This is a genomic window from Vibrio rhizosphaerae (assembly GCF_024347095.1).
In the GTDB taxonomy this organism is placed as follows: domain Bacteria; phylum Pseudomonadota; class Gammaproteobacteria; order Enterobacterales; family Vibrionaceae; genus Vibrio; species Vibrio rhizosphaerae.
Genome location: NZ_AP024903.1, coordinates 354,456 through 378,302, shown reverse-complemented (window position 1 = coordinate 378,302; position 23,847 = coordinate 354,456). Strand labels below are relative to the sequence as shown.

General features: G+C 46.5%; 26 protein-coding genes. 6 read left to right on the top strand and 20 right to left on the bottom strand.

Translation table 11 applies throughout. From position 1 onward, the window contains the following. Positions 1 to 11: 11 nt before the first annotated feature. From rpsC to kefG, 17 genes are all read right to left on the bottom strand, one after another. Positions 12 to 716 carry a 30S ribosomal protein S3 gene (gene rpsC, locus OCV37_RS01655; RefSeq protein WP_021019648.1) on the bottom strand — a complete coding sequence of 235 codons (705 nt, stop codon included), beginning with the start codon at positions 714 to 716 and terminating at the stop codon, positions 12 to 14. Between the two features lie 19 nt (positions 717 to 735). Beyond that, the gene (gene rplV / locus OCV37_RS01650; RefSeq protein WP_038179118.1) at positions 736 to 1,068 is read right to left on the bottom strand and encodes a 50S ribosomal protein L22; all 333 of its coding nucleotides are present in this window, start codon (positions 1,066 to 1,068) and stop codon (positions 736 to 738) included. 10 nt (positions 1,069 to 1,078) lie between these two features. Then, positions 1,079 to 1,357, bottom strand: a complete 279-nt coding sequence (rpsS, locus tag OCV37_RS01645; RefSeq protein ID WP_004398469.1) for a 30S ribosomal protein S19 — start codon at positions 1,355 to 1,357, stop codon at positions 1,079 to 1,081. Positions 1,358 to 1,377: 20 nt separating this feature from the next. Then, positions 1,378 to 2,202, bottom strand: a complete 825-nt coding sequence (gene rplB / locus OCV37_RS01640) for a 50S ribosomal protein L2 (protein WP_038179119.1) — start codon at positions 2,200 to 2,202, stop codon at positions 1,378 to 1,380. A gap of 16 nt (positions 2,203 to 2,218) precedes the next feature. After that, a complete protein-coding gene (rplW, locus tag OCV37_RS01635) occupies positions 2,219 to 2,521 on the bottom strand; it encodes a 50S ribosomal protein L23 (protein WP_021019645.1) in 303 nt (100 codons plus the stop codon). Further along, positions 2,518 to 3,120, bottom strand: a complete 603-nt coding sequence (gene rplD / locus OCV37_RS01630) for a 50S ribosomal protein L4 (protein WP_038179121.1) — start codon at positions 3,118 to 3,120, stop codon at positions 2,518 to 2,520. Before rplD ends, rplW begins: the two co-directional genes overlap by 4 nt. Before the next feature lie 16 nt (positions 3,121 to 3,136). Then, positions 3,137 to 3,766, bottom strand: a complete 630-nt coding sequence (rplC, locus tag OCV37_RS01625) for a 50S ribosomal protein L3 (RefSeq protein ID WP_038179124.1) — start codon at positions 3,764 to 3,766, stop codon at positions 3,137 to 3,139. 14 nt (positions 3,767 to 3,780) lie between these two features. Further along, positions 3,781 to 4,092 carry a 30S ribosomal protein S10 gene (gene rpsJ / locus OCV37_RS01620; protein ID WP_001181007.1) on the bottom strand — a complete coding sequence of 104 codons (312 nt, stop codon included), beginning with the start codon at positions 4,090 to 4,092 and terminating at the stop codon, positions 3,781 to 3,783. A 377-nt stretch (positions 4,093 to 4,469) separates the two neighbouring features. Further along, entirely contained in the window at positions 4,470 to 5,210 is a 741-nt protein-coding gene (gene rlmB / locus OCV37_RS01615) for a 23S rRNA (guanosine(2251)-2'-O)-methyltransferase RlmB (protein WP_038179126.1), read from the bottom strand. Positions 5,211 to 5,220: 10 nt separating this feature from the next. Next, a complete protein-coding gene (gene rnr, locus OCV37_RS01610; RefSeq protein ID WP_038179128.1) occupies positions 5,221 to 7,665 on the bottom strand; it encodes a ribonuclease R in 2,445 nt (814 codons plus the stop codon). 197 nt (positions 7,666 to 7,862) lie between these two features. Then, the gene (gene motX, locus OCV37_RS01605; protein ID WP_038179131.1) at positions 7,863 to 8,498 is read right to left on the bottom strand and encodes a flagellar protein MotX; all 636 of its coding nucleotides are present in this window, start codon (positions 8,496 to 8,498) and stop codon (positions 7,863 to 7,865) included. A gap of 200 nt (positions 8,499 to 8,698) precedes the next feature. After that, positions 8,699 to 10,000: an adenylosuccinate synthase gene (locus OCV37_RS01600; protein ID WP_038179133.1), complete on the bottom strand. Its 1,302-nt coding sequence runs from the start codon at positions 9,998 to 10,000 to the stop codon at positions 8,699 to 8,701. Positions 10,001 to 10,147: 147 nt separating this feature from the next. After that, positions 10,148 to 11,092 (bottom strand): isoaspartyl peptidase/L-asparaginase family protein, encoded by a 945-nt coding sequence (locus OCV37_RS01595; RefSeq protein WP_038179135.1) that lies wholly within the window; start codon positions 11,090 to 11,092, stop codon positions 10,148 to 10,150. A gap of 101 nt (positions 11,093 to 11,193) precedes the next feature. Continuing rightward, the gene (gene slyD / locus OCV37_RS01590) at positions 11,194 to 11,736 is read right to left on the bottom strand and encodes a peptidylprolyl isomerase (RefSeq protein WP_038179137.1); all 543 of its coding nucleotides are present in this window, start codon (positions 11,734 to 11,736) and stop codon (positions 11,194 to 11,196) included. A gap of 121 nt (positions 11,737 to 11,857) precedes the next feature. Then, positions 11,858 to 12,058, bottom strand: coding sequence for a YheV family putative zinc ribbon protein (locus OCV37_RS01585; RefSeq protein WP_157634892.1), 201 nt, complete (start codon positions 12,056 to 12,058; stop codon positions 11,858 to 11,860). Positions 12,059 to 12,061: 3 nt separating this feature from the next. Further along, positions 12,062 to 13,867, bottom strand: coding sequence for a glutathione-regulated potassium-efflux system protein KefB (kefB, locus tag OCV37_RS01580; RefSeq protein ID WP_038179141.1), 1,806 nt, complete (start codon positions 13,865 to 13,867; stop codon positions 12,062 to 12,064). Further along, the gene (gene kefG / locus OCV37_RS01575; protein ID WP_038179143.1) at positions 13,868 to 14,452 is read right to left on the bottom strand and encodes a glutathione-regulated potassium-efflux system ancillary protein KefG; all 585 of its coding nucleotides are present in this window, start codon (positions 14,450 to 14,452) and stop codon (positions 13,868 to 13,870) included. 273 nt (positions 14,453 to 14,725) lie between these two features. On the opposite strand from kefG, the gene OCV37_RS01570 reads away from it, so the two are divergent. The 6 genes from OCV37_RS01570 (at position 14,726) to crp (ending at position 20,460) form a co-directional block, all read left to right on the top strand. Further along, entirely contained in the window at positions 14,726 to 16,648 is a 1,923-nt protein-coding gene (locus OCV37_RS01570) for an ABC transporter ATP-binding protein (RefSeq protein WP_038179145.1), read from the top strand. Then, positions 16,645 to 17,127 (top strand): TIGR02444 family protein, encoded by a 483-nt coding sequence (locus OCV37_RS01565; protein ID WP_038179147.1) that lies wholly within the window; start codon positions 16,645 to 16,647, stop codon positions 17,125 to 17,127. Before OCV37_RS01570 ends, OCV37_RS01565 begins: the two co-directional genes overlap by 4 nt. Positions 17,128 to 17,177: 50 nt before the next feature. After that, positions 17,178 to 18,155 (top strand): hydrolase, encoded by a 978-nt coding sequence (locus tag OCV37_RS01560; RefSeq protein ID WP_390902285.1) that lies wholly within the window; start codon positions 17,178 to 17,180, stop codon positions 18,153 to 18,155. Between the two features lie 202 nt (positions 18,156 to 18,357). Beyond that, positions 18,358 to 18,570 carry a YheU family protein gene (locus tag OCV37_RS01555; protein WP_038179149.1) on the top strand — a complete coding sequence of 71 codons (213 nt, stop codon included), beginning with the start codon at positions 18,358 to 18,360 and terminating at the stop codon, positions 18,568 to 18,570. Positions 18,571 to 18,687: 117 nt separating this feature from the next. After that, positions 18,688 to 19,557 (top strand): phosphoribulokinase, encoded by an 870-nt coding sequence (locus tag OCV37_RS01550; RefSeq protein ID WP_038179151.1) that lies wholly within the window; start codon positions 18,688 to 18,690, stop codon positions 19,555 to 19,557. 270 nt (positions 19,558 to 19,827) lie between these two features. Then, positions 19,828 to 20,460, top strand: a complete 633-nt coding sequence (gene crp / locus OCV37_RS01545) for a cAMP-activated global transcriptional regulator CRP (RefSeq protein ID WP_038179153.1) — start codon at positions 19,828 to 19,830, stop codon at positions 20,458 to 20,460. Between the two features lie 73 nt (positions 20,461 to 20,533). Here the strand turns inward: crp and OCV37_RS01540 are convergent, their stop codons facing one another. The 3 genes from OCV37_RS01540 to OCV37_RS01530 form a co-directional block, all read right to left on the bottom strand. Next, a complete protein-coding gene (locus OCV37_RS01540) occupies positions 20,534 to 21,328 on the bottom strand; it encodes a DUF1338 domain-containing protein (protein ID WP_038179155.1) in 795 nt (264 codons plus the stop codon). Positions 21,329 to 21,392: 64 nt separating this feature from the next. Then, positions 21,393 to 22,415: an arginine N-succinyltransferase gene (astA, locus tag OCV37_RS01535; protein ID WP_038179157.1), complete on the bottom strand. Its 1,023-nt coding sequence runs from the start codon at positions 22,413 to 22,415 to the stop codon at positions 21,393 to 21,395. Positions 22,416 to 22,520: 105 nt separating this feature from the next. After that, positions 22,521 to 23,732, bottom strand: a complete 1,212-nt coding sequence (locus OCV37_RS01530; protein ID WP_038179159.1) for an aspartate aminotransferase family protein — start codon at positions 23,730 to 23,732, stop codon at positions 22,521 to 22,523. Between the last annotated feature and the right edge of the window lie 115 nt (positions 23,733 to 23,847).

Sequence of the window (23,847 nt, the reverse complement as noted above, 5' to 3'; positions counted from 1 at the left end):
CTGTCGACTCCTTACTTACGGCCTTTACGCTGTTTCTTAGGCTTATCACCTTTAGGCTCAGCGGTATTTGCATTTGCAGCTGGCATCCCACCCAGGATTTCTCCTTTGAAGATCCAGACTTTAACGCCAATCACACCATACTGAGTGTGAGCCGAAGAAGTTGCGTACTCAATGTCTGCACGAAGAGTATGTAGAGGTACACGACCTTCACGATACCACTCAGAACGTGCGATTTCAGCGCCGCCTAAACGACCGCTTACTTCTACTTTGATACCCTTAGCACCTAGACGCATTGCGTTTTGTACAGCACGCTTCATCGCGCGACGGAACATAACACGACGCTCTAGCTGAGACGCGATGCTATCAGCCACTAACTGACCGTCTAGCTCAGGCTTACGTACTTCAGCGATATTAATTTGCGCTGGTACACCTGCAATTTTCGCTACCGCAGCACGTAGTTTTTCGACGTCTTCACCTTTCTTACCGATAACGACACCTGGGCGAGCCGTGTGAATAGTCACACGAATGCTTTTCGCAGGACGCTCGATAACAATGCGTGATAGAGACGCTTTTGACAATTCCTTGGTGAGGAACTGACGTACCTTGAAGTCGCCGTCTAGGTTGTCAGCGAATTCTTTGGTGTTAGCAAACCATGTAGCATTCCAAGGCTTAACGATGCCCAGACGAATACCATTTGGATGTACTTTCTGACCCATTGCTTACTCTCCTAGTCTCTTAGCGATCTGCGACAACCACAGTAATGTGGCTTGAACGCTTCAAGATACGGTCCGCACGGCCTTTGGCACGAGGCATAATACGCTTCATGACAGGGCCCTCATCTACGAAGATTTTTGCGACGCTTAGATCGTCGATATCTGCACCTTCGTTATGCTCCGCGTTTGCGATAGCTGACTCAAGAACTTTCTTAACTAAGTCAGCAGCTTTTTTGTTGCTGAAAGTTAGAATTTCTAGAGCCTGATCGACAGACTTACCACGGATCAAATCTGCAACTAAGCGAGCTTTCTGTGGAGAAATACGAGCAAAGTTATGTTTAGCAACAGCTTCCATCATCTACTCCTTACTTCTTCTTCGCTTTCTTATCTGCAGCGTGACCGCGATAAGTACGTGTTGGTGCAAATTCACCCAGTTTGTGACCGATCATTTCATCAGTTACGAAAACCGGAACGTGCTGACGACCATTATGGACAGCGATGGTCAAACCAATCATTGATGGAATGATCATTGAACGACGGGACCAAGTCTTAATAGGCTTTTTGTCTCCGCTTTCCACCGCTTTCTCTACCTTCTTCAGCAAGTGTAGGTCAATAAATGGACCTTTCTTGAGAGAACGTGGCATGGCTTATCCTCTTAAATAGATTACTTATTACGACGACGTACAATGTACTTGTCGGTGCGTTTGTTTTTACGGGTTTTGAAGCCCTTCGTAGGCATACCCCAAGGAGATACAGGGTGACGACCACCAGATGTACGACCTTCACCACCACCGTGTGGGTGATCAACCGGGTTCATCACAACACCACGAACGGTAGGACGAACACCACGCCAGCGTGTAGCACCTGCTTTACCAAGTTCACGAAGCATGTGCTCAGAGTTACCGACTTCGCCGATAGTTGCACGGCCTTCAGCAGGCACGCGACGCATCTCGCCAGAACGCAGACGAATTGTTGCGTATGCACCGTCACGAGCGACGAGTTGTGCATAAGCACCAGCAGAACGTGCAAGTTGTGCACCTTTACCTGGCTTCAATTCAACACAGTGAATCGTTGAACCCACAGGGATGTTGCGCATCGGCAGAGTGTTCCCTGCTTTAATTGGCGCATCAACACCAGACTGGATTACATCACCAGCTTGCAGACCTTTCGGTGCAATGATGTAACGACGTTCACCGTCTGCATAAAGAACCAAAGCGATGTTTGCACTACGGTTTGGATCATATTCCAGACGCTCAACTTTTGCCGGAATGCCATCTTTAGTACGTTTAAAATCAATCAAACGATAGTGTTGCTTATGACCACCACCGATGTGACGTACTGTGATACGACCGTTGTTGTTACGACCACCATTTTTAGAATTTTTTTCTAAAAGTGGCGCATAAGGCTTACCTTTATGCAGGTCATTATTCACAACTTTAACGACGTGACGGCGACCAGCCGAAGTCGGCTTACATTTAACAATAGCCATTTTTCAACTACTCCTGTTATTCCGCGCCGCCAACAAAGTCAAGATCCTGACCTTCTTTCAAAGTTACATACGCTTTTTTCACATCGCTACGACGGCCTTGGCGCATACCTTGACGCTTAGTCTTACCCTTAGTAATCAGGGTATTTACAGATTCAACTTCAACTTCAAATAGCTTTTCTACGGCTGCTTTAATCTCTTTTTTCGTTGCATCTTTCGCTACTTTGAAAACAACAGTGTTTGCTTTCTCGGCAACCATTGTTGCTTTTTCAGAGATGTGCGGAGCACGCAGAACTTTTAGTAGACGCTCTTCGCTAATCATGCCAGCATCTCCTCAACTTGCTTAACTGCAGAAGCAGTCATAAGAACCTTGTCAAACGCGATCAAGCTAACAGGGTCAATACCCGCTGCATCACGTACGTCAACTTTATAAAGGTTACGAGCAGCTAAGAACAGATTCTCGTCTACTTCACCAGTAACGATAAGTACATCGTTAAGCTCAAGTTCTTTAAGCTTAGCTACCAGTTCTTTAGTTTTTGGAGCTTCAACTGAGAAATCATCAACAACGATCAGACGCTCTTGACGAACCAGCTCAGAAAGAATGCTCTTCATAGCGCCACGGTACATTTTTTTGTTTACTTTTTGGCTGTGATCTTGTGGTTTCGCAGCAAAAGTAACACCACCTGTACGCCAGATTGGGCTACGGATTGTACCAGCACGAGCACGGCCAGTACCTTTTTGACGCCATGGTTTAGCGCCGCCGCCAGAAACTTCTGAACGTGTTTTTTGAGCACGAGTACCTTGACGAGCACCTGCTGCATACGCAACAACCACCTGATGTACAAGAGCTTCGTTGAACTCACGTCCGAAAGTAGTTTCGGAAACAGTTAGTGCGTCAGCACCTTTAACCATCAATTCCATTACTTACTCCTAGACGTTATGCTTTAACAGCTGGTTTAACGATCACGTCACCACCGATAGCACCAGGGACTGCACCTTTAATCAGAAGCAGATTGCGCTCAGCGTCAACACGTACGATCTCTAGGTTTTGAGTCGTTACACGCTCAGCACCCATGTGACCTGCCATTTTCTTGCCCTTGAATACACGGCCTGGAGTCTGACATTGACCGATAGAACCAGGAGCACGATGCGACAATGAGTTACCGTGAGTCATATCTTGAGTACGGAAATTCCAGCGCTTCACAGCACCTTGGAAACCTTTACCCTTCGATGTACCAGTAACGTCTACTTTTTTTACTTCATTGAAAAGTTCAACAGTCAATTCAGAACCGACTGAAAACTCTTCTCCGTTTTCTAAACGGAATTCCCAAAGACCGCGGCCAGCATCAACACCTGCTTTCGCAAAGTGACCAGCTTCTGGCTTAGATACACGGTTGGCTTTTTTCGCACCAGAAGTTACTTGGATTGCAGTGTAACCATCAGACTCAAGTGTTTTAACTTGAGCAACACGGTTCGCTTCAACCTCAACAACTGTAACTGGGATAGAAACGCCTTCTTCAGTAAACACGCGGGTCATACCCACTTTACGTCCGACTAGACCAATCATTATTCTAATCTCCCTTAACCTAGGCTGATTTGTACATCAACGCCAGCAGCTAGATCGAGACGCATCAGAGCGTCAACAGTTTTGTCTGTTGGCTCAACGATGTCGATTAGACGTTTGTGAGTACGAATTTCGTACTGGTCACGAGCATCTTTGTTGACGTGTGGAGAGATAAGAACAGTGAAACGCTCTTTACGAGTAGGCAGTGGGATAGGACCACGAACCTGTGCGCCAGTACGCTTTGCTGTTTCAACGATTTCCGCAGTAGAAGCATCGATTAATTTGTAATCGAAAGCTTTTAGGCGGATTCGGATACGTTGGTTCTGCATGAGACAGAGCTCCAAATTAAAAAATTACACAAACAATATCGCCACTCAAACCCACTAATCGTAGGAGAATGTCGATTGATTCATGTGAAACCGTAGTTCCGCAATTGGGAACATTGTCAGCTAATTTAGATCAACTTTATTTTTAAGCTAATTTATATTAACTGCGAACATAAGCTAAGTATACATTACCTGATAAATCAAAAAGATGTATCAGCTCCTTGCTGCTCATTGGTTCACAACTGGCTTAACCAGTGGAGGGGTATTATACAGATAGAATGGTCACATGCAAGGTGCGATGGAAAAATAATCGAAATAACATCAGAAGGAACATTCTGGCTCTGTTCTCTTATCCAGAGCCAGTCAGTCGAAGAGGAAAATTACTGTGGTAAACGCTGCCTTACTGCTTCAAAAAGACAAATACCGGTAGCAACTGATACATTCAGACTTGAAACACTCCCTGCCATCGGAATTTTAACCAATGCATCACAGGTTTCTCTGGTCAGGCGACGCATGCCATCACCTTCAGCACCCATGACAATGGCCAATGGACCTGTCAATTTCGACTGAAAGATATCCTGAGTCGCTTCTCCGGCGGTCCCGACAAACCAGATGCCTTGCTCCTGTAACGCTTTCATGGTTCTGGCCAGATTCGTTACTCGAATCAGGGGCACCGTTTCAGCCGCACCGCAGGCAACTTTGCTTACTGTGGCATTCAATGGCGCTGATTTATCTTTCGGAACAATCACCGCCGCTACCCCCGCAGCATCTGCATTTCGGAGACAAGCACCAAGATTATGCGGATCAGTTACCCCGTCTAAGACGAGCAATAACGGTTGTTCAACTGTACTTAAAATCGTTTCCAAGTCATGCTCATTTAACGCTTTGGCAGGTTTCACTCTTGCCATCATGCCTTGGTGGCTCTCACCTTGAGATTTTTTATCCAGAGCCTGACGACTCATCTGCTGAATCGAAATCCCGAGTCTATTCAGCTCATTTAACATAGGAAGAAGGCGCTTATCTTGCCGATCTTTTAAAACAAAGACTTCAATCAGGCGATCCGGGGCTTTCTCTAATACAGCACTCACCGCATGAATGCCATATATAAATTCATTACTCATTTGTTACCTATCATTTACCAGTTTTGGCTGATTTCGCTTTGCGTTGACGTGATTTTTTCTTACGGACTTTCTCAGCCTTGCTTTTTTTCTTAGCCGTTTTCTTATTCGGGTCATCCCCACCGTTAGGATTTTTCACCGGTTCAATCGCTGGTGTTGCTTTCCCCTGACGACGGGAGGTTCTTTTCTTGCCTTGCTTTGCTTCTGCGTCACGTTTCTTGGCCGTTTTCCCTTCACCGCGTAGCTTACGACTTGTCTCGACTAATTCAAAGTCAATATGACGTTCATCCAGATTTACGGCCTGAACTTTCACTTTCACAGCATCACCCAGACGATAAATCAGACCAAAGCTTTCACCAACTAAACGTTGACCAATCGGATCATACTGATAATAGTCATTGGCCAAGCTGGAAATATGCACTAAACCATCAATATGTAGTTCAGTCAGGCGGACAAAAAATCCAAACCCAGTGACATTGGCAATCACGCCGTCTAATACTTCACCGACATGATCTTGCATATATTCACACTTCAACCAATCAGAGACTTCCCGTGTTGCATCATCAGCACGACGCTCTGTCATTGAACACTGCTCACCGTAATAATCCATTTCATCGAATGAGTAGTGATAACCGCCTGTTGGCGTCCAGCGATCTTGATTCGTCCCTTGCTGTTTAGCAATCAGATATTTAATCGCACGATGTAACAGGAGATCGGGATAACGTCGAATCGGGGAAGTAAAGTGGGCGTAACGCTTCAACGCTAAACCAAAGTGACCACAATTATCAGGATTGTATACGGCTTGCTTCATCGAGCGGAGCAGCATGGTCTGGATTAGTTCATGATCAGGTCGGTTTCCGACTTGTTTCATTAAGTGCGCATAATCCGTCGGCGAAGGTTCCAGCCCACCGGTCAAATTGAGCCCCAGCTCTCCGAGAAAATCCCGGAATCCCATCAGCCGTTCTTCTCCCGGAGTTTCATGAATACGGTACAAGGCTGGTTCTTTCATTTTTTCAACCAACGATGCAGAAGCGATATTCGCTAAAATCATACACTCTTCAATGATTTTATGGGCATCGTTACGGACTAAGGGTTCAATCCGATCGATTTTACGTTCCGCATTAAAAATAAACTTCGTCTCGACCGTTTCAAACTCGATTGCACCTCGATTTTCCCGCTCACCTTTGAGAACCTGATACATCCGGTGTAACTCTTCCAGATGGGGAACTAACGGTTGGTAACGCTCACGAAGCTCTTCTTCTCCGGCTAAAATCGCAGCGACTTTGTTATAAGTCAGTCGCGCATGGGAATTCATAACGGCTTCATAATGCTTATAACCCGAGAGTTTACCGGTAGCTGAAATCGTCATTTCACAGACCATGCAGAGTCGGTCGACCTGAGGGTTGAGAGAACAAAGCCCGTTTGACAAAATTTCGGGCAGCATTGGGACAACCTGAGACGGAAAGTAAACAGAATTACCACGATTAATTGCTTCTTTATCCAGTGCAGAGTCAGTTCTGACGTAATAACTCACATCGGCAATCGCCACCCAGAGACGCCAGCCACCACCTTTTTTAGCTTCACAATACACAGCATCGTCAAAGTCTCGGGCATCTTCACCATCAATGGTGACCAACGGCAATGTTCTCAGATCGACTCGACCTATTTTCGCCTCTTCCGGCACTTGCTCACTAAACTGCTTCACCTGTTGTTCAACAGCTTCCGGCCACTCATGTGGGATCTGATGCGTTCGAATCGCAATCTGTGTCTCCATACCCGGAGCCATATTTTCCCCCAGTACCTCGACCACTTGTCCCATCATGCCGCGGGAACGACTCCCCCGATCGGTAACTTCGATCACCACGACATTCCCCATCCGTGCACCGGCACGCGACTCATTGGGAATCAAAATATCATGACTAATCCGAGAATCATCGGGAACGACATAAGAGTAACCGTGCTCAAAGAAGAATCGCCCGACAATCTGACTGTTTCTTTCCTCTAAGATTCTGACCAAGCGCCCTTCTTTGCGGCCTCTTTTATCGGTTCCATTGGGCTGAATCAGAACGTAGTCGCCATGAATCAGCGTTCTCATCTGATGGTGTGGCAGTACAATATCGTCTTCTTTCCCCCGGGTTCCTTCCGGTCTGAGCCAACCATACCCATCTTTATGTCCGATAACATAGCCTTTGATCATTTCCAGTTTTTCAGGCAAGGCATAGCATTGGCGACGAGTGAACACCAATTGTCCATCTCTTTCCATGGCTCTCAGGCGTCGTCGTAAACCTTCGTATTGCTCTTCTCCTGAAAGTTGTAAAACCTCAAATAAATCATTGCGATTCATTGGAACATTCGCCTGAGCCAGAAATTCTAAAATAAATTCACGGCTGGGAATGGGGTTGTCGTAGTTATTTGCTTCACGATCAGCAAACGGATCGTTTTGAATTGTGTCAGACATAAGTCGTCCTAAGGAAGAAGGTCATCTCTTAAAATACTGCCTGAATCGACCCTATTTAGACAGCGACTCAGAAAGCATGAATGTTGCTTTATTGAAGATATATTAGCGGGAAGTTGTGATTTCTTCAAAAATCAGGTGGTTAAACTAGGGAAGTTTTCAATAAATTGTAACAGAAACGAACGCATCACGATACAGCGCTACCAAAGTGTTTCTCTCATTTTTGCACGGGCAATAATATTTTCAGGCATCCGTTGTTCCAACCCCTGACGCAACATCGCAATACGCTTGTGCATGCGCGTATCCGCTGTCACGGAATGATAGAGCCAGCGATAAGCATCTTCATAGTCAAGTGGGCTGCCATAATCCCTGAGTAACAATTCTGCCAGTTTTACACGAGCTTTCAAATTGCCCATACCGGCAGCTTCTCTCAGGTACACAATCGCACGTTCACGATCTTGCTGAACCAGCACCCCTTCAGCGTAATAGCGACCTAGCTGCTCAAGCGCTGTCGGTAATCCCTGACTGGCTGCCGCTTCCATATAATATAAACCCAGCTCTGCATCCTGATCGACACACACGCCCCATGCCAGCATATCGCCATACAAAAATTCATACGAGGGTAAATTAATTCGCGTAGCCCGGGCAACGATATCTTCAACCAGCTGACATTTATCAGCCTTGACTCGCTCCAGATGTTTATTCTGTTCGATTAGTTGAATTAAATCAGCTTCGGAATAAATTTGGACTGGCGGCCCGACATCAGCGACAGCAGCATTGACTGAAACGCTCAACGTCATCATTAACAACGAAGCTGCTACACTTAGTAGCCTCATATACATACTCTTTTTTTGAACGATCGCTTAACCATATCACCCACTTTGAGCGGGGCTTAAATACCGTATCGGCAGACGAACAAATGACTTTAGGAGAAAGTTATTGTTGATTTTTTATACAACACAAATGTACATAACAATCCCTCAAAAAGCAAAAAGCCGGTCGTTGAAGACCGGCTCTGATATCAAGTGATATTAGGTTATGCAACACTGAACGGATGAACTTTAATAATCGTTTCATTCCGATCCGGACCTGTGGAAATAATATCGACAGGTACTCCGGTTAATTCTTCAATGCGCTGAACATAGTTCAATGCAGCCTGAGGCAAATCTTCAAGCTTTTTAACGCCGAACGTGCTCTCAGACCAGCCTGGCATGGTTTCATAAATCGGTGTGACATAATCATAAGCATCGGCAGCCATTGGCGAAACTTCTGCAATCGAACCGTCTTTCATTTGATAACCGGTACAAATTTTGATTTCTTTCAAACCATCTAAAACATCGAGCTTAGTCATACAGAAGCCGGTAATCGAGTTGATTTGAATTGCACGGCGCATTGCAACGGCATCAAACCAACCACAACGCCGCTTCCGTCCGGTTGTTGCGCCAAACTCCTGACCTTTGGTACCCAGATGCTCACCAATATTGTCATTCAATTCAGTCGGGAAAGGACCGGCACCGACACGAGTACAATACGCTTTAGCAATACCGAGAATATATCCAAGATGACAAGGACCGAAACCGGAACCGGCAGCAACACCACCAGCGGTGGTATTAGACGAAGTGACGTATGGATAAGTCCCGTGGTCGATATCCAGCAGTGTCCCTTGCGCGCCTTCGAACATAATTTTATCGCCGCGCTTACGTGCTGCATCCAGTTCATCAGTGACATCGATAACCATTGAGGTTAATACGTCAGCATAACCCATGGCCTGTTCCAGAACGGCCTCATAACTGACGGGCTCAGCTTTATAGAAATTGACCAACTGGAAGTTATGATACTCCATGACTTCCTGAAGTTTGGCAGCAAAAGTAGTCCGGTCAAACAAATCACCGACACGTAAACCACGACGTGCGACTTTGTCTTCATAAGCAGGGCCGATACCCCGACCGGTTGTACCAATCGCTTTCGCTCCCCGAGCGGCTTCGCGCGCCTGATCAAGAGCAATATGGTACGGTAAAATTAGCGGGCAAGCTTCAGAAATGAAAAGACGTTGGCGAACTGGAATACCTCGAGCTTCAAGCTCTCCCATTTCTTTTAACAGTGCATCCGGTGAAAGCACAACACCATTCCCGATAATGCATTTGACGTGTTCGCGGAGAATACCGGATGGAATCAAGTGAAGAACGGTTTTCTCACCATCAATGACCAGAGTATGACCTGCATTGTGACCGCCTTGATAACGGACTACATACTTTGCATCTTCAGTAAGCAGATCAACAATTTTCCCTTTACCTTCATCACCCCATTGGGTGCCTAGTACGACAACGTTATTTCCCATCTTTCCAAATCTGATTGCTGGTTAAAAATGGATTCTACCACCGAACCTGGGATGATGCAGTCATTTTTTAAGCATAAAAAATTCATAAAAAAATGCTTTTTGTTCGATTTTTGAATCAAAAAGAAATCGTTTGCGTAAAATACCGAACTACACCTCATACGCATCGATTCTAATCTGTTTTCGACCATGAATGTCGATACTACTACGATACATTCCCGGACAATTCATACCAAAATGAATTTCTCCGGATGAGTCAATGGCAATCACACCACCATGGCCACCGAGTTTTTTTAGATCACCTTGGATAACGGCCGTACATGCGGTATGAACATCTTCCTTTAAATAACGCATTCGTGCTGCGATATCACTGGCAACACCACAGCGGATAAAAACTTCTCCCATGCCGGTGGCAGATACAGCAACATGATGGTTTTCTGCATAGGTGCCAGCACCAATAATCGGCGAATCCCCGACGCGGCCATACTGTTTGTTCATCATCCCGCCAGTGCTGGTCGCTGCGGCAAGGTTGCCATTGTTATCCAATGCAACAGCACCGACGGTGCCAAATTGATGGTCGTCAGGATAGTCGGACTCAGACAGCGCCGTTGCCCTCTCAGCTTTGACGGCTAACAATTGTTCATAACGTCTGTCGGTGAAGAAATAATCCTGTTCGGTATAGTCATAACCAAGCTGTGCTGCAAACTCTTCTGCCCCTTCCCCAAAGAGCATCACATGACCACTCTGCTGCATCACATCTTTTGCCAGTTGCACTGGATTTTTAATATGGCGAACGCCAGCAACGGCCCCCGCTTGTCGCTGTTCACCATTCATAACAGCCGCATCCATTTCAACCATCTCTTTCGCGGTTAGGACAGACCCTTTCCCGGCATTAAAATACGGCGAATCTTCCAGAATGCTGACAGCACAGACAACCGCATCAACCGCACTGCCACCTTGCGCAAGTATCTGATGCCCTTGAGAGACAGCTTGATCTAAGGCTTGTTCTATATGGCGCTGCATTTCATCCGTCATGCGTGCGCGTAAAATCGAACCGGCACCACCGTGGATTGCAATTGCAAAAGGTTTTTTCATATCGACATCCTTAAAAGTATAAAAAAACACCTGCACAAAGCGGCAGGTGTTTTCATTCAGATTCGGTCAAACGCAGATTCTGTCAAACGGAATGACAAAAATTAATGGCAGCCACACCCGCCATTTCCACCACAGCAACCTTCTTCACCGTGGTCGTGGTCGTGTCCGCAGCTACCGCCACCTTGATGAATGTGACCGTGAGCAATTTCTTCATCGGTCGCTTCACGCACGGCAACAACCTCAACATCGAACGTCAGTGTCTGACCTGCAAGCATATGGTTGCCATCAACCACGACTTCATCGCCGTCAACTTCTGTAATTTCAACCGGGATTTGACCCTGATCGGTCTCTGCCAGAAAACGCATGCCCGCTTCAAGTTGATCAACACCATGAAAAACATCGGCCGGAACACGCTGAACCAAGTCATCATTGTATTGACCGTATGCATCTTCAGGAGCAATCGTCGCTGTAAATTTATCGCCTGCAACTTTACCTTCAAGTTCACGCTCTAGTCCGACAATCAGGTTGTGATGACCATGCAGGTAGTCAAGCGGGGCATCAGCAGTTGACTGATCAGCGACAACTCCGTCTTCTAATTTGAGTTGATACGCTAAACTCACCACAACATTCTTTTCAATTTTCATAAACGCTCCAAGGCATCGAGTGTATTTTGTCACCGATTGTGACGGTATTGCATCTGTCCAAGTGATTCGTCATCCTTGGAGAATGGGTCAATATTATGAAGAAGTCTCTCGTAAACCTCAATTAATCCGGTTTAAAAATGCCAATCATCGCATTTTCCGCATGGGTACTTTGCTCAACGGAGCGTGGCGTTCTCTGTTCGGTATGACCACATTCTACACATTCAACATGCTCAATATGATTCTCTTCCCACCAGCGCAGTGAATCGGCAGTATGACATTGCGGACAACTGGCTCCGGCGATAAAACGTTTCTTCATTCGCACAAATTAATCCTGCTCTCTTTCCCAAAAATCTCGGGCTTGATGATCTTTCTCCATCTCACGCCCAAATATTTCTTCCAGCTCTTGTCGCGTCTCTTTAGCACGCAAGGAGAGCTGCTTGCCTTCATTATGCATTGGCAACAGCTCTTTCAGCATCGCATTATCTAAACGACAAAAATGTGATTCAGCTCGTTTTGCCTGATAGGGATGCATCCCTAATTCAATCAATGTTTGTCTGCCTAAATCCAGCGCGCCTAAGAATGTCTCTCGCGAGAAATGCGGTACGCCATGATTAAGCAATTGATAAGCCTCAACCCGGCTCCGCGCCCGCGCTAAAATTTTCAGCTGTGGAAAATGATGCTGACATAATGCAACAATTGCCATCACCTCATCAGGGTCATCGGTACAGACCACAATGGCTTCGGCATCTTCAGCGCCCGCAGAGCGGAGTAACTCCAGGTTCGTCGCATCCCCATAAAAGACTTGATAGCCATATTTACGCAGCAGCTTGATCTGACTTGCATCACTTTCAAGAATGGTGACTTTGATTTTATTGGCAAACATCAAACGCCCCACAATCTGGCCGAATCGGCCGAAGCCGGCAATAATCACTCTTGGATCATTATTTTCAACATCAACCGCTAAATCATCCACAGCGTTGAACTCTCGGGCAAACCAACGTTTCTGGATATTAAGTAATAACGGGGTCGTGACCATGGACAAACTGACCACCACCAGCAAAAAGGAGGTTTGCGAGGATTGTAGTAAGCCTTCCGACTGCGCTGCGGTAAAGATGACAAACGCAAACTCCCCGCCCTGACTCAATATTGCCGCCATACTACTGCGCGCTTTAGCACGAGTGCCGAACAAACGAGCCAACAAATAGAGAATCCCGCCTTTAATCAGTACCAGTAAAGCAACGGCTGCCAGAATCTGTAATGGACTTTTAAGCAGCAACCCTAAGTCGACGGCCATACCAATTGCAATAAAGAATAGCCCAAGCAACAACCCTTTAAATGGCTCAATAGATACTTCGAGTTCATGACGGAATTCACTTTCGGCCAACAATACACCCGCCAGAAACGTCCCAAGCGCCATGGATAGCCCTAACGATTGCATCAGCAGCGCAATCCCAATCACTAATAATAAAGCGGCAACCGTGAATAACTCTCGGACACCACTCATGACGATATAACGAAACAAGGGACTCAACAAAAAGTGACCGCCGACCAGCAACCCGACGATGCCACAGAGCATCCAGAGCGCATCAATCCAGTCACCAGCTGAGTTTCCCGCTAACACGGGTAAAATCGCTAACATGGGGATCACAGCAATATCCTGAAATAACAAGACCGCAAAGCCGGACTGCCCGGTTTCACTGCGCTCCAACTCCTGCTCTTCTATGACTCGCAAGGCGATCGCAGTCGAGGAAAGTGCAAGCCCCATCCCCATCACCAGACTGACCTGCCAGTTGCCGACAAAGAGATGAATGAGACCGGCTAACACCGCACTGGTCACAACAACCTGAGCCCCGCCAAGTCCCAGAATCGGTGATTTCATCTGCCAAAGCTTGCGCGGATTTAGCTCCAGCCCAATCACAAACAGCAATAAAACGACGCCGAATTCGGCAAAATGCAAGATCGCTTCAACATCACTGATTAATCCCAACCCCCACGGACCAATCGCAACACCAGCCAATAAATATCCGAGCACCGACCCTAATCCGGCACGCTGAGCGACGGGTACAGCAATCGCAGCCGCAGTCAAAAATACAGCGCCACTTTGTAAAAAATCATTCGTCAATGCGGCCATTTATTGCTCCTCTGCATTGTGAGTCTCTGTTATCTCGGGATCACTCAACCACTGCCGGTAAGACTCAGCATGCTTGCGTCTTTCCGTTTCAGTAACATTGCGTGACCAATACAAAATCAAGGGGTCACACCATGTCATACGGCAAAGAGAGGCAACCAGCTCAAACGGTTGCAGAATTTCGTCCAACGGATATTTGTTATACCCTTTATCGCCAAAAGCAGTTTTCTTGCCCCCGGTCGTAATCACACTACGCCAGACTTTACCTGCCAATGCACACTGAGAGCCGAAAGCAAAATCTTTGCATAAGACCCGATCCAGCCATTCTTTGAGCAATGCAGGACAAGAGTACATATAAAGAGGATGTTGAAAAACGATGACATCATGCGTCATCAACAAATTTTGTTCTGCATCGACATCAATAAAAAAATCAGGGTACTTGGCATAAAGATCATGGATGGTGACATTTTCAAGCGATTTGATCGCGTCAATCAAGATCTGATTCACAATGGAACTCTGAGGCTCCGGATGAGCAAAGATCACCAACACTTTGGGACATTCGGCGGTATGCAAAACCGTATCTGACATAACTCTCTTCACTCCGCTATCTATTTATCTGAATCATAACGCATTGTAGTCACCCCGTAGCAACATTCCGCGAAATTTCTGTCATAATTATTTTGATCTTCGGACGATATCTATTCAAATCGTAGTCAACACAAACGGAACCGACTGGCAAATTAGTCTGCTAAACCAGCGGACACATCCGAATAACCAACCGCCACACGCGGCTAATCATCGACATTTGTCATCAATCCACCTACTATTTCGGGCAGTTTGTTTTCAACCTGATACATTTTTATGATTACTTTTTCTGATATTCAGTTATTGCGTGGCGGAAAGCCGCTTCTAGAACAAGCCTCAGCGACCATTCATCCGGGCGATAAAGTGGGTCTGGTCGGAAAAAACGGCTGTGGGAAATCAACCCTCTTTGCATTACTCAAAGATGAGCTCAGTGTTGATGCCGGCGCTTTCAATATGCCAGCGCAATGGGAGCTAGCCTGGGTCGCACAAGAAACACCGGCACTTGAGCGGAGCGCAATTGAATACGTGATTGATGGGGATCGTGAATATCGTTTACTGGAAAAACAGTTACTACAGGCGGAACAACGCGAAGAAGGCACTCGGGTCGCAGAACTGCACGGTCACATTGAAACTATCGGCGGTTACAGTATTCGCGCCCGGGCATCTGAATTACTCGACGGACTTGGATTCAGTCAAGAGCAGATGCAATGGCATCTGACCCAATTTTCCGGTGGCTGGCGGATGCGCCTGAATCTGGCTCAGGCTCTATTATGCCGCTCTGACCTATTGCTGCTCGATGAGCCAACCAACCACTTGGATTTAGACGCGGTTATGTGGCTGGAACGTTGGTTACAAAGTTATCCGGGCACATTGATTCTCATTTCACATGACCGGGATTTCCTTGACCCGATTGTCGGTAAAATTATTCATATCGAGAATCAACAACTCAACGAATACACCGGTAACTATTCGTCATTTGAGAATCAGAGAGCGGAGAAACTGGTGTTGCAGCAGGCGATGTATCAGAAACAGCAAAAGCAAATTTCGCATATGCAAAGCTATATCGATCGCTTCCGCTACAAAGCGTCTAAAGCCCGACAAGCCCAGAGTCGGATTAAAGCGCTGGAACGGATGGAAAAAGTGCTGCCCGCGCAGTTAGATAATCCATTTAGCTTTGAATTCAGAGAACCGGCAGCCCTGCCGAACCCGATTCTGATGATGGATGAAGTCGCTGCCGGATATGATAACGTCGCGATTCTCAAACAAATCAAATTGAACCTGGTCCCCGGTAGCCGCATTGGTTTACTGGGTCGTAATGGTGCCGGTAAATCAACACTCATTAAATTACTTTCCGGTGATCTCCAACCTCAAAGTGGTCATCTCACCTATTCTCAAGGTGTCAAAATCGGCTATTTTGCTCAGCATCAGTTGGAAACACTTCATCCTGAAGAGACACCGTTACAACACTTAATGCAAATCGCCCCCAATCATACGGAACAGCAGTTAAGAGATTATCTCGGTAGTTTTGGCTTTCAAGGCGATAAAGCCCTCGAAAAAGTCGCCCCGTTCTCCGGTGGCGAAAAAGCCCGACTGGTGCTGGCGCTGATTGTCTGGCAAAAACCAAACTTACTATTACTGGACGAACCGACCAACCACCTTGACCTCGATATGCGTCAGGCACTCACACTCGCTTTGCAGACTTACGAGGGGGCAATGGTGATTGTCAGTCACGACCGTTATCTGCTTCGGGCAACCACCGATGACTTCTATCTGGTTCATGATGCAAAAGTCGCAGCATTCGATGGTGACCTGAATGATTACTATCGCTGGCTCACGGATCAACAAAAACAGGCCAAACAAGATAAGAAAGAGCAGACGCCAACGAAAGACAGCCCGTTCAGCGCAGCGGCGAAAAAAGAACAAAAACGGAAAGAAGCAGAGCTGCGTCAGCAAACCGCACCAATTCGCAAGAAACTGACACAATTAGAGCAACAAATCGATAAATTACAGGCAACACTCAGCGATGCAGAGCAACAATTAGGCGATTCTTCTCTGTATGAGGCAGAGAATAAAGCTAAACTTACTCAGGTGCTGGCACTTCAGGCTCAAAGTAAATCTGACCTTGAAGAACTGGAGTCCCAATGGATGGAGCACCAAGAGCACCTAGAACAGATGGAACAGGAGTTCAACATTTTATGATTCAGACACCGATTTCCCTGACACTGGAGCGGCTATGGCAATTCAGTTTGCAATATTACAGTGTCCGGGAAGTCAAAGAAGCCTGTCTCAGCCTCCAAAACAACTACCACGGTAATGTCAATTTACTTTTGCTGCTGAAATGGCTTGATGAACAGCAGCTCAGTATCGGACAACAAGACTGGCATCGTGTCATGACCTGTATCAGCACAACCGAAGGACTGCTGAATAGTTATCGAGAGTTACGCAGAAAACTCAAAGTTCATCTGCCAGACACACTCTATCGTGAATCACTCCAATTTGAACTGCAACTCGAGAAGCAACAACAGTCCGATTTGGTGGATTGTATTAATCAACTCCAGTTGCAGCCCGGCGACTCACAATTAATGACCCAGCGCTACTGCCATGCGCTGACAGCCGACCATCTTGCCAAAATTTTTGCGAAACCAGCATCATTTTCAACCACACCGACTAAGAGATAAGGAAAACCAGCGCGGTGAAAAGCCCCATACAACCGATGAACAAAGCCACAATCATGCCGTTTCAACCAGCGTCAGGCGCTGCAGCGCCACACATTCAGACCTTGTTGCCCAGATGGGTCCGGCGCCATCCTTTATTTACACCACACAAGGAGACTCTGACAACGCCAGATGATGATGTGTTGACGCTGGCCTGGAGTGAAGACCCAAATCACCCCAGTGCGCAAACAAAGCCTTTGTTTATTCTTTTTCATGGTCTGGAGGGAAGCTTTCACAGTCCTTATGCCAATGGACTGATGCATGCTTTTGCGCAACAAGGCTGGTTAAGCGTCATGATGCATTTCCGCGGATGTGATGGTCAACCAAACCGGCGAGCCCGTGCTTATCATTCTGGCGAAACCAGCGATCCACGCCATTTTCTGATGCATATTCAGCAACGTTTCCCGTCAAATTATAAGATGGTGACTGGTGTCTCACTCGGCGGCAATATGCTGGCGAATTATCTGGCTGAGTTTGCTGATGAGCCTCTTGTTGACAGTGCGACTATTATCTCCGCACCATTTGATTTAAGTGATAGTTCGCACCGGATTAATCGCGGCTTCTCACGCCTCTATCAGACATATCTGCTTCGTTCGCTCAAGCAAAATGCTTATCGTAAATTCGAGACACTGCGACAAGCGATTCCCCTCTCACAGCAGTCAATCAGGCAATTACAAACATTGCAGCAATTCGATGATTTGATCACCGCGCCCCTGCACGGATTTGCAAACGCACAGGACTACTATCAACGCTGTTCGGCGATCTCAAAACTGGGGCAAATTCGTCTGCCAACACTGATTTTACACGCACAAGACGATCCCTTTATGACCGAAGCCGTCATTCCGACAGCACCGCTGCCTCAGGTCATCGATTATCAGCTCATGCCCCATGGCGGACATGTCGGCTTTCTGAGTGGCACCCTTGCCAAACCACGCTTCTGGCTGGAAGAAGCGCTGCCCCACTACTATCGGGCACAGTCACCCAAGCCTTAAATTCAATCCCCCGTCTCTTCGCCAACGACGCCCGAGCACACTGAGCAACCTGATCAGTGTTCTTGGGCTTTGCCTAAGTCACGTCGCAAACATTATTCGATATTTGCGTGTAAAATCATGATTATTGCGCAACATCATGCAAAATCCGTTAAGATACACGCTATTCATTCATCCCAGAGTGATCGTATAAAAGGTCATCATTATGATTATTCCTTGGCAAACGCTCGAACCAGACACACTCAATAACCTGATCCGAGAGTTTATTCTCCGGGAAGGAACTGACTACGGTGAGCATGAAATCTCGCTTGAAGAGAAAGTCGCTCAGGTCAAACAACAAATTCAGTCCGGAGAAGCCGTTATTGTTTATTCCGAACTTCACGAATCTGTTGATATTCAACAAAACAGATATCGTTAATTCATGAATTGTCCGGTGACAGCACCAATTTCCGTGATATAGTGAAATCGATTTCTCGATAACACTTTCGAGAAATTGATTGAGTGAACGACAAGGAATGATAAGACAAGGTATGTCATGTCAGCAAAACATCCGATTATCGCAGTAACCGGCTCATCAGGAGCCGGAACGACAACGACTTCTGAGGCTTTTCGCAAAATGTTTAACATGATGCGGATTAAGCCGGCTTGGGTTGAAGGGGACAGTTTCCACCGCTTCACCAGACCGGAAATGGATGTCGAAATCCGTAAAGCCAGAGAACAGGGCCGCCATATCAGCTATTTCGGCCCCCAAGCAAATGATTTTCCGGCTTTAGAGGAGTTTTTCCGGGAATATGGCCGTACCGGCACGGGAAAAATTCGCCGTTACCTGCATACATTTGATGAAGCGGTTCCCTATAATCAGATGCCGGGAACATTTACGCCTTGGCAAGATCTCCCCAATGATACCAATGTCCTCTTTTATGAAGGACTTCACGGCGGAGTTGTTGACGGTGAAACCAATGTGTCCCAACATGTTGATTTTCTCATTGGCATGGTGCCGATCGTCAATCTGGAGTGGATTCAAAAATATGTCCGGGATACCCGGGATCGAGGCCATTCCAGAGAAGCAGTAATGGATTCGATCGTTCGCTCCATGGATGATTACTTAAATTACATTACGCCCCAATTTTCCCGGACACACATTAACTTTCAGCGAGTTCCGACCGTCGATACATCGAATCCGCTGAGTGCAAAAGGGATTCCGAGTCTGGATGAAAGTTTTGTCGTCATCCGCTTACTAGGCATCAAAAAAGTTGATTTCCCTTATCTATTGGCAATGATTGATGGCTCTTTTATGTCATGTCATAACACAATTGTTGTTCCTGGCGGAAAAATGAGCTTTGCGATGGAGTTGATTGTCCGTCCGATTCTCCAGCAGTTGATCGAGACGGGAAAAATTGGCTAGACACGAATTGGGCTCTTTAGTTCCTATACCGTGATAATGCGCACGTTTTTGCGTACTAAATCACGGTCATGACACGATTAAAGTCAAGAAATTGTGTAAGAAAAAGGATACTATTTGATACCGAAACAGAAGACAACTTGCAGGCTTTCTCAAGTGCTTTTATGCTAAGTATTCAGTTCCGAGACATGTGTAGTTTAAACGTGTTCAGTTCAAAAGCTTTGCGAAAACATGGAAAGCAGCAAGCATACCCTGCAGAGGAAGAGAGATATTATGGTTCTAGGTAAACCTCAAACCGATCCAACATTAGAGTGGTTTCTTTCACATTGTCACATACATAAATACCCTTCAAAGAGTACGCTGATTCATGCAGGCGAAAAAGCGGAAACGCTTTACTACATCGTGAAGGGATCTGTTGCTGTTCTGATCAAGGATGAAGAAGGAAAAGAAATGATCCTTTCTTATCTCAATCAGGGTGACTTCATCGGTGAACTTGGTTTATTCGAAGAAGGTCAAGAACGGACAGCTTGGGTCAGAGCGAAATCTCCCTGCGAAGTTGCAGAAATTTCCTTCAAAAAATTCCGTCAGTTAATTCAGGTCAACCCAGATATTCTGATGCGTCTGGCAGGACAAATGGCAAGCCGCCTGCAAGTCACTAGCCAAAAAGTTGGTGATCTGGCGTTTCTGGATGTGACTGGTCGTATTGCACAGACGCTGTTAAATCTGGCAAAACAACCCGATGCAATGACGCATCCAGACGGTATGCAAATCAAAATTACTCGTCAGGAGATCGGCCAGATCGTCGGCTGTTCTCGTGAAACCGTTGGCCGCATCTTGAAAATGCTCGAAGAGCAGAACCTTATTTCAGCCCACGGGAAAACCATTGTTGTTTACGGTACAAGATAATTTTTATGCTTGCGCCGACAAAAGAGCCATCCTTGTGATGGCTCTTTTATTTACGACAATAACGCATGACATATCACTGCGCGTTGGTACTCTCAAAGATCTTATCCGCTGAAGCTTCGACAAACCCGGGATATAAGATGCCATTTGCCATCGGATACCGTTTGGCGAATTCATAAAAACCACCGGGAACTAACAACTCGGCTTCATCGAATTCAACCACAACCCGGTCCGCCATAGTCGATGACTGTTCCAGAAATAACTCGGGCGAGCCCTTCACTTCGCCTCCGGATGAATTGATCACAAATCCCTGTTGGTGTAGATAAGCATTCACCTCCGCAACCTGATGAAAACGAGCCAGTTGATTGACGCTCACCGTAAAATGGTTGGCGCCATAACCATGTGCTGCCACCCAAGCGGCGTATTCACTTTCCTCCGCCAACAGATAATACTGCTCGAGTGAAATCGGCCATAAACGCCCACCATAAAGAAAATCAGCATCAGCAACCATTTCGGCTCGGACATGAGAAACCAGACTTCTCACGATCTTTTGCAACGATTCGGAGCAGCGTTCAACTTCTAACTCACTGATGAAGACTTTCGGTAACTGAGAGTCCGGATGTTCAAAGTGCTGCGCCGCTAATTTCTTTTGCTCAAATTGATAGTGCCCTTTCGACACATACCCCAGTCGTACAAAAGGCGCAGCTATCACCTCAAGGTTTATGGGTGACACATTAAATGTTCGTAACGCAATATGATCATTATTCAGCGGCTTCTTATCCTGAAGTAGTTGGTGAATCCGCTGTGCTGATGGGCAAAGTCTGGTTGTATAATCTTGCCATAAGGCGGCAAACAGTGAGTTCGGCGTCATAGCGCCTCCTTCTTTATCAATTATCTTGGGCTATCATCACGTCCTTGTTTCCTGATTCAACGGATTAACGAATCATCAGAAAACGGACCCGATCACCAGACTGAATCAACAGAGCCTGAGCAACTTCAGGCGTGATGATCACAGTCTCAGATTCCGGATGAAAATCGACCTCGGCAATCGTCGCCCGGAAAAATTCAAATGAAGTATTACTGAGTATGACTTTTTGTTGGCTCTGATGTTGCGCCACTTTCACCGTTGCAGAGACAGAATGCCTCACCGATTCAATATGGCGTAAATCACATTCAACCGTCGGGCCCGCATCAAAAATATCGACATAATTACGACAGGTGAAACCTTCCTCTTCCAACAATTTTAAAGCCGGTTTGGTCTTGTCGTGCACCTGCCCTATCACGGCTTGAGCTTCAGGGCTGAGCAGGTTGATATAAATCGGTAATTTGGGCATCAGTTCAGCGATAAAGCCTTTATGGCCCGAGCCGGTCAAATAATCAGCCAAAGAAAAATCGATCGAAAAAAAATGTTCCTGCAACCATTGCCAGAACGGAGAATTCCCCTGCTCATCAGACACCCCTCTCATTTCAGCAATAATTGTCTGAGCAAAGCGTTCCCGGTGTTCCGCCAGCATCAGAAAGCGGCATTTTGACATCAAGCGTCCGTTAAGACCGGCGCGAAATTCAGGCAAAAGAAATAGAGTACAGAGTTCAGAACACCCGGTATAGTTATTCCCCAGTGTCAGTAATTTCACGATTTTGTTGACGCCCAAACGTCGGGAAGAATGAAGAATGGTACTGATATGATAAGAGTAAGACGGGGTATCCCAGCCGACGTAAGCTTCAATTGCGGTCGTACCAGCAATCCGACCACTGTCACTATCGACCCCAACCATCAGATAACTTTCATCAGTCGGTGACTGAATGTCCGACTTTGCAAAACTTGCTTCTGAATGTTCAATGCGATGAGACAACAACGCTTCATTGACAGGTAATGAGGTAAAACCATAACCCGATTCTATCGCACAATGGTAGAGCGCATTATAGTCAGTCATTGTTATGGGACGAACCACAAGCATGGATACCTCTCCCTGAAAACCTGAGTTCGAAATGAAACCAGTCTGACTATAAGCATAGCTCAGGATCATGACGAACCTGAGCTAAAGTTAAAACTAAGTTTTAAACTAAGTTAATGATGCGATGGCTTTTTCCAGTCGTGACAGGCCTTCCTGAATATCGACATCCTCAATCACCAGAGACGGCGTGAAACGAACCACATTCGGTCCGGCAACCAATACGAGTAGTCCTGCTTTGCCCGCAGCCTGTAGAATATCACGCGCTCGGCCATGCCAAGCTTCTGTCAACTCAGCACCGAGTAATAACCCTTTACCCCGGATCTCACTGAATATCGGATATTTGCCATTAATCCGTTCCAATCCCTCACGAAACAGCTGCTCTTTTTCTTTGACCCCTTGCAGAACCTCAGGCTGAGAAGTGATATTGACGACCGCTTCGGCAACCGCACAAGCCAGTGGATTCCCCCCATACGTTGAGCCATGCACCCCGACCTTAAAGTGAGATGCAATGGCTGTCGTCGTCAGCATCGCACCAATCGGAAATCCGCCACCCAGCGATTTTGCCGTACTGAGAATATCCGGTGTCACTCCCGTCCCCTGATAGGCATAGAAATCACCGGTCCGACCGTTACCTGTCTGCACTTCATCAAAAATTAATAATGCATTGTGTTCATCACACAGCGCTCTGACTGCCTGAATGAATTCCGCTGTCGGAGAAATAATGCCCCCTTCGCCCTGTAGCGGCTCCATCATCACCGCGCATGTCCGCTCTGAAATCTGAGCTTTAAATGCAGCTAAGTCATTATAAGGCAGGTGAACCACATCCGAAGGTTTCGGCCCAAAACCATCTGAGTAAGACGATTGTCCGCCAACGGTGACGGTAAAAAATGTCCGGCCATGAAAGCCCTGTTTAAAGGCGATGATTTCCGATTTTTCCGGACCATAATTATCCGCAGCCCAACGACGTGCCAGCTTCAATGCAGCTTCATTCGCTTCAGCCCCGGAGTTGGCAAAAAAAACTTTCTCGGCAAAACTCAGCTCAGTCAGTTTTTTTGCCAACCGCAATGCCGGTTCATTCGTCATCACATTACTCAAATGCCAAAGTTTCTGTGCTTGCTCCGTTAAGGCTTCAACCATAGCTGGATGACAATGCCCCAGACAACTCACTGCGATTCCCCCGGCAAAATCGATATATTCATGATCAGCCTGATCCCACAACCGGGACCCTTTTCCTTTCACCGGAATCACTTCCATCGGGCTGTAACAAGGCACCATCACCTCATCAAACTGTGCCCGTTCAACATTATTCTGTGTAGCCATTCACACTCCCTCTCCGCTCGTGAGCTTACAACCACCTCATCCAAATATTCACCAGTATAGATGATCTGATCATTCTGACCGTATTTCTATCATTACAGATACGATTCACTCAATA

Coding starts and splice junctions, on each gene's coding strand:
- rpsC (WP_021019648.1), bottom strand. CDS start 716: ATGGGTCAGAAAGTACATCCAAATGGTATTCGTCTGGGCATCGTTAAG.
- rplV (WP_038179118.1), bottom strand. CDS start 1,068: ATGGAAGCTGTTGCTAAACATAACTTTGCTCGTATTTCTCCACAGAAA.
- rpsS (WP_004398469.1), bottom strand. CDS start 1,357: ATGCCACGTTCTCTCAAGAAAGGTCCATTTATTGACCTACACTTGCTG.
- rplB (WP_038179119.1), bottom strand. CDS start 2,202: ATGGCTATTGTTAAATGTAAGCCGACTTCGGCTGGTCGCCGTCACGTC.
- rplW (WP_021019645.1), bottom strand. CDS start 2,521: ATGATTAGCGAAGAGCGTCTACTAAAAGTTCTGCGTGCTCCGCACATC.
- rplD (WP_038179121.1), bottom strand. CDS start 3,120: ATGGAATTGATGGTTAAAGGTGCTGACGCACTAACTGTTTCCGAAACT.
- rplC (WP_038179124.1), bottom strand. CDS start 3,766: ATGATTGGTCTAGTCGGACGTAAAGTGGGTATGACCCGCGTGTTTACT.
- rpsJ (WP_001181007.1), bottom strand. CDS start 4,092: ATGCAGAACCAACGTATCCGAATCCGCCTAAAAGCTTTCGATTACAAA.
- rlmB (WP_038179126.1), bottom strand. CDS start 5,210: ATGAGTAATGAATTTATATATGGCATTCATGCGGTGAGTGCTGTATTA.
- rnr (WP_038179128.1), bottom strand. CDS start 7,665: ATGTCTGACACAATTCAAAACGATCCGTTTGCTGATCGTGAAGCAAAT.
- motX (WP_038179131.1), bottom strand. CDS start 8,498: ATGAGGCTACTAAGTGTAGCAGCTTCGTTGTTAATGATGACGTTGAGC.
- OCV37_RS01600 (WP_038179133.1), bottom strand. CDS start 10,000: ATGGGAAATAACGTTGTCGTACTAGGCACCCAATGGGGTGATGAAGGT.
- OCV37_RS01595 (WP_038179135.1), bottom strand. CDS start 11,092: ATGAAAAAACCTTTTGCAATTGCAATCCACGGTGGTGCCGGTTCGATT.
- slyD (WP_038179137.1), bottom strand. CDS start 11,736: ATGAAAATTGAAAAGAATGTTGTGGTGAGTTTAGCGTATCAACTCAAA.
- kefB (WP_038179141.1), bottom strand. CDS start 13,867: ATGGCCGCATTGACGAATGATTTTTTACAAAGTGGCGCTGTATTTTTG.
- kefG (WP_038179143.1), bottom strand. CDS start 14,452: ATGTCAGATACGGTTTTGCATACCGCCGAATGTCCCAAAGTGTTGGTG.
- OCV37_RS01570 (WP_038179145.1), top strand. CDS start 14,726: ATGATTACTTTTTCTGATATTCAGTTATTGCGTGGCGGAAAGCCGCTT.
- OCV37_RS01565 (WP_038179147.1), top strand. CDS start 16,645: ATGATTCAGACACCGATTTCCCTGACACTGGAGCGGCTATGGCAATTC.
- OCV37_RS01555 (WP_038179149.1), top strand. CDS start 18,358: ATGATTATTCCTTGGCAAACGCTCGAACCAGACACACTCAATAACCTG.
- OCV37_RS01550 (WP_038179151.1), top strand. CDS start 18,688: ATGTCAGCAAAACATCCGATTATCGCAGTAACCGGCTCATCAGGAGCC.
- crp (WP_038179153.1), top strand. CDS start 19,828: ATGGTTCTAGGTAAACCTCAAACCGATCCAACATTAGAGTGGTTTCTT.
- OCV37_RS01540 (WP_038179155.1), bottom strand. CDS start 21,328: ATGACGCCGAACTCACTGTTTGCCGCCTTATGGCAAGATTATACAACC.
- astA (WP_038179157.1), bottom strand. CDS start 22,415: ATGCTTGTGGTTCGTCCCATAACAATGACTGACTATAATGCGCTCTAC.
- OCV37_RS01530 (WP_038179159.1), bottom strand. CDS start 23,732: ATGGCTACACAGAATAATGTTGAACGGGCACAGTTTGATGAGGTGATG.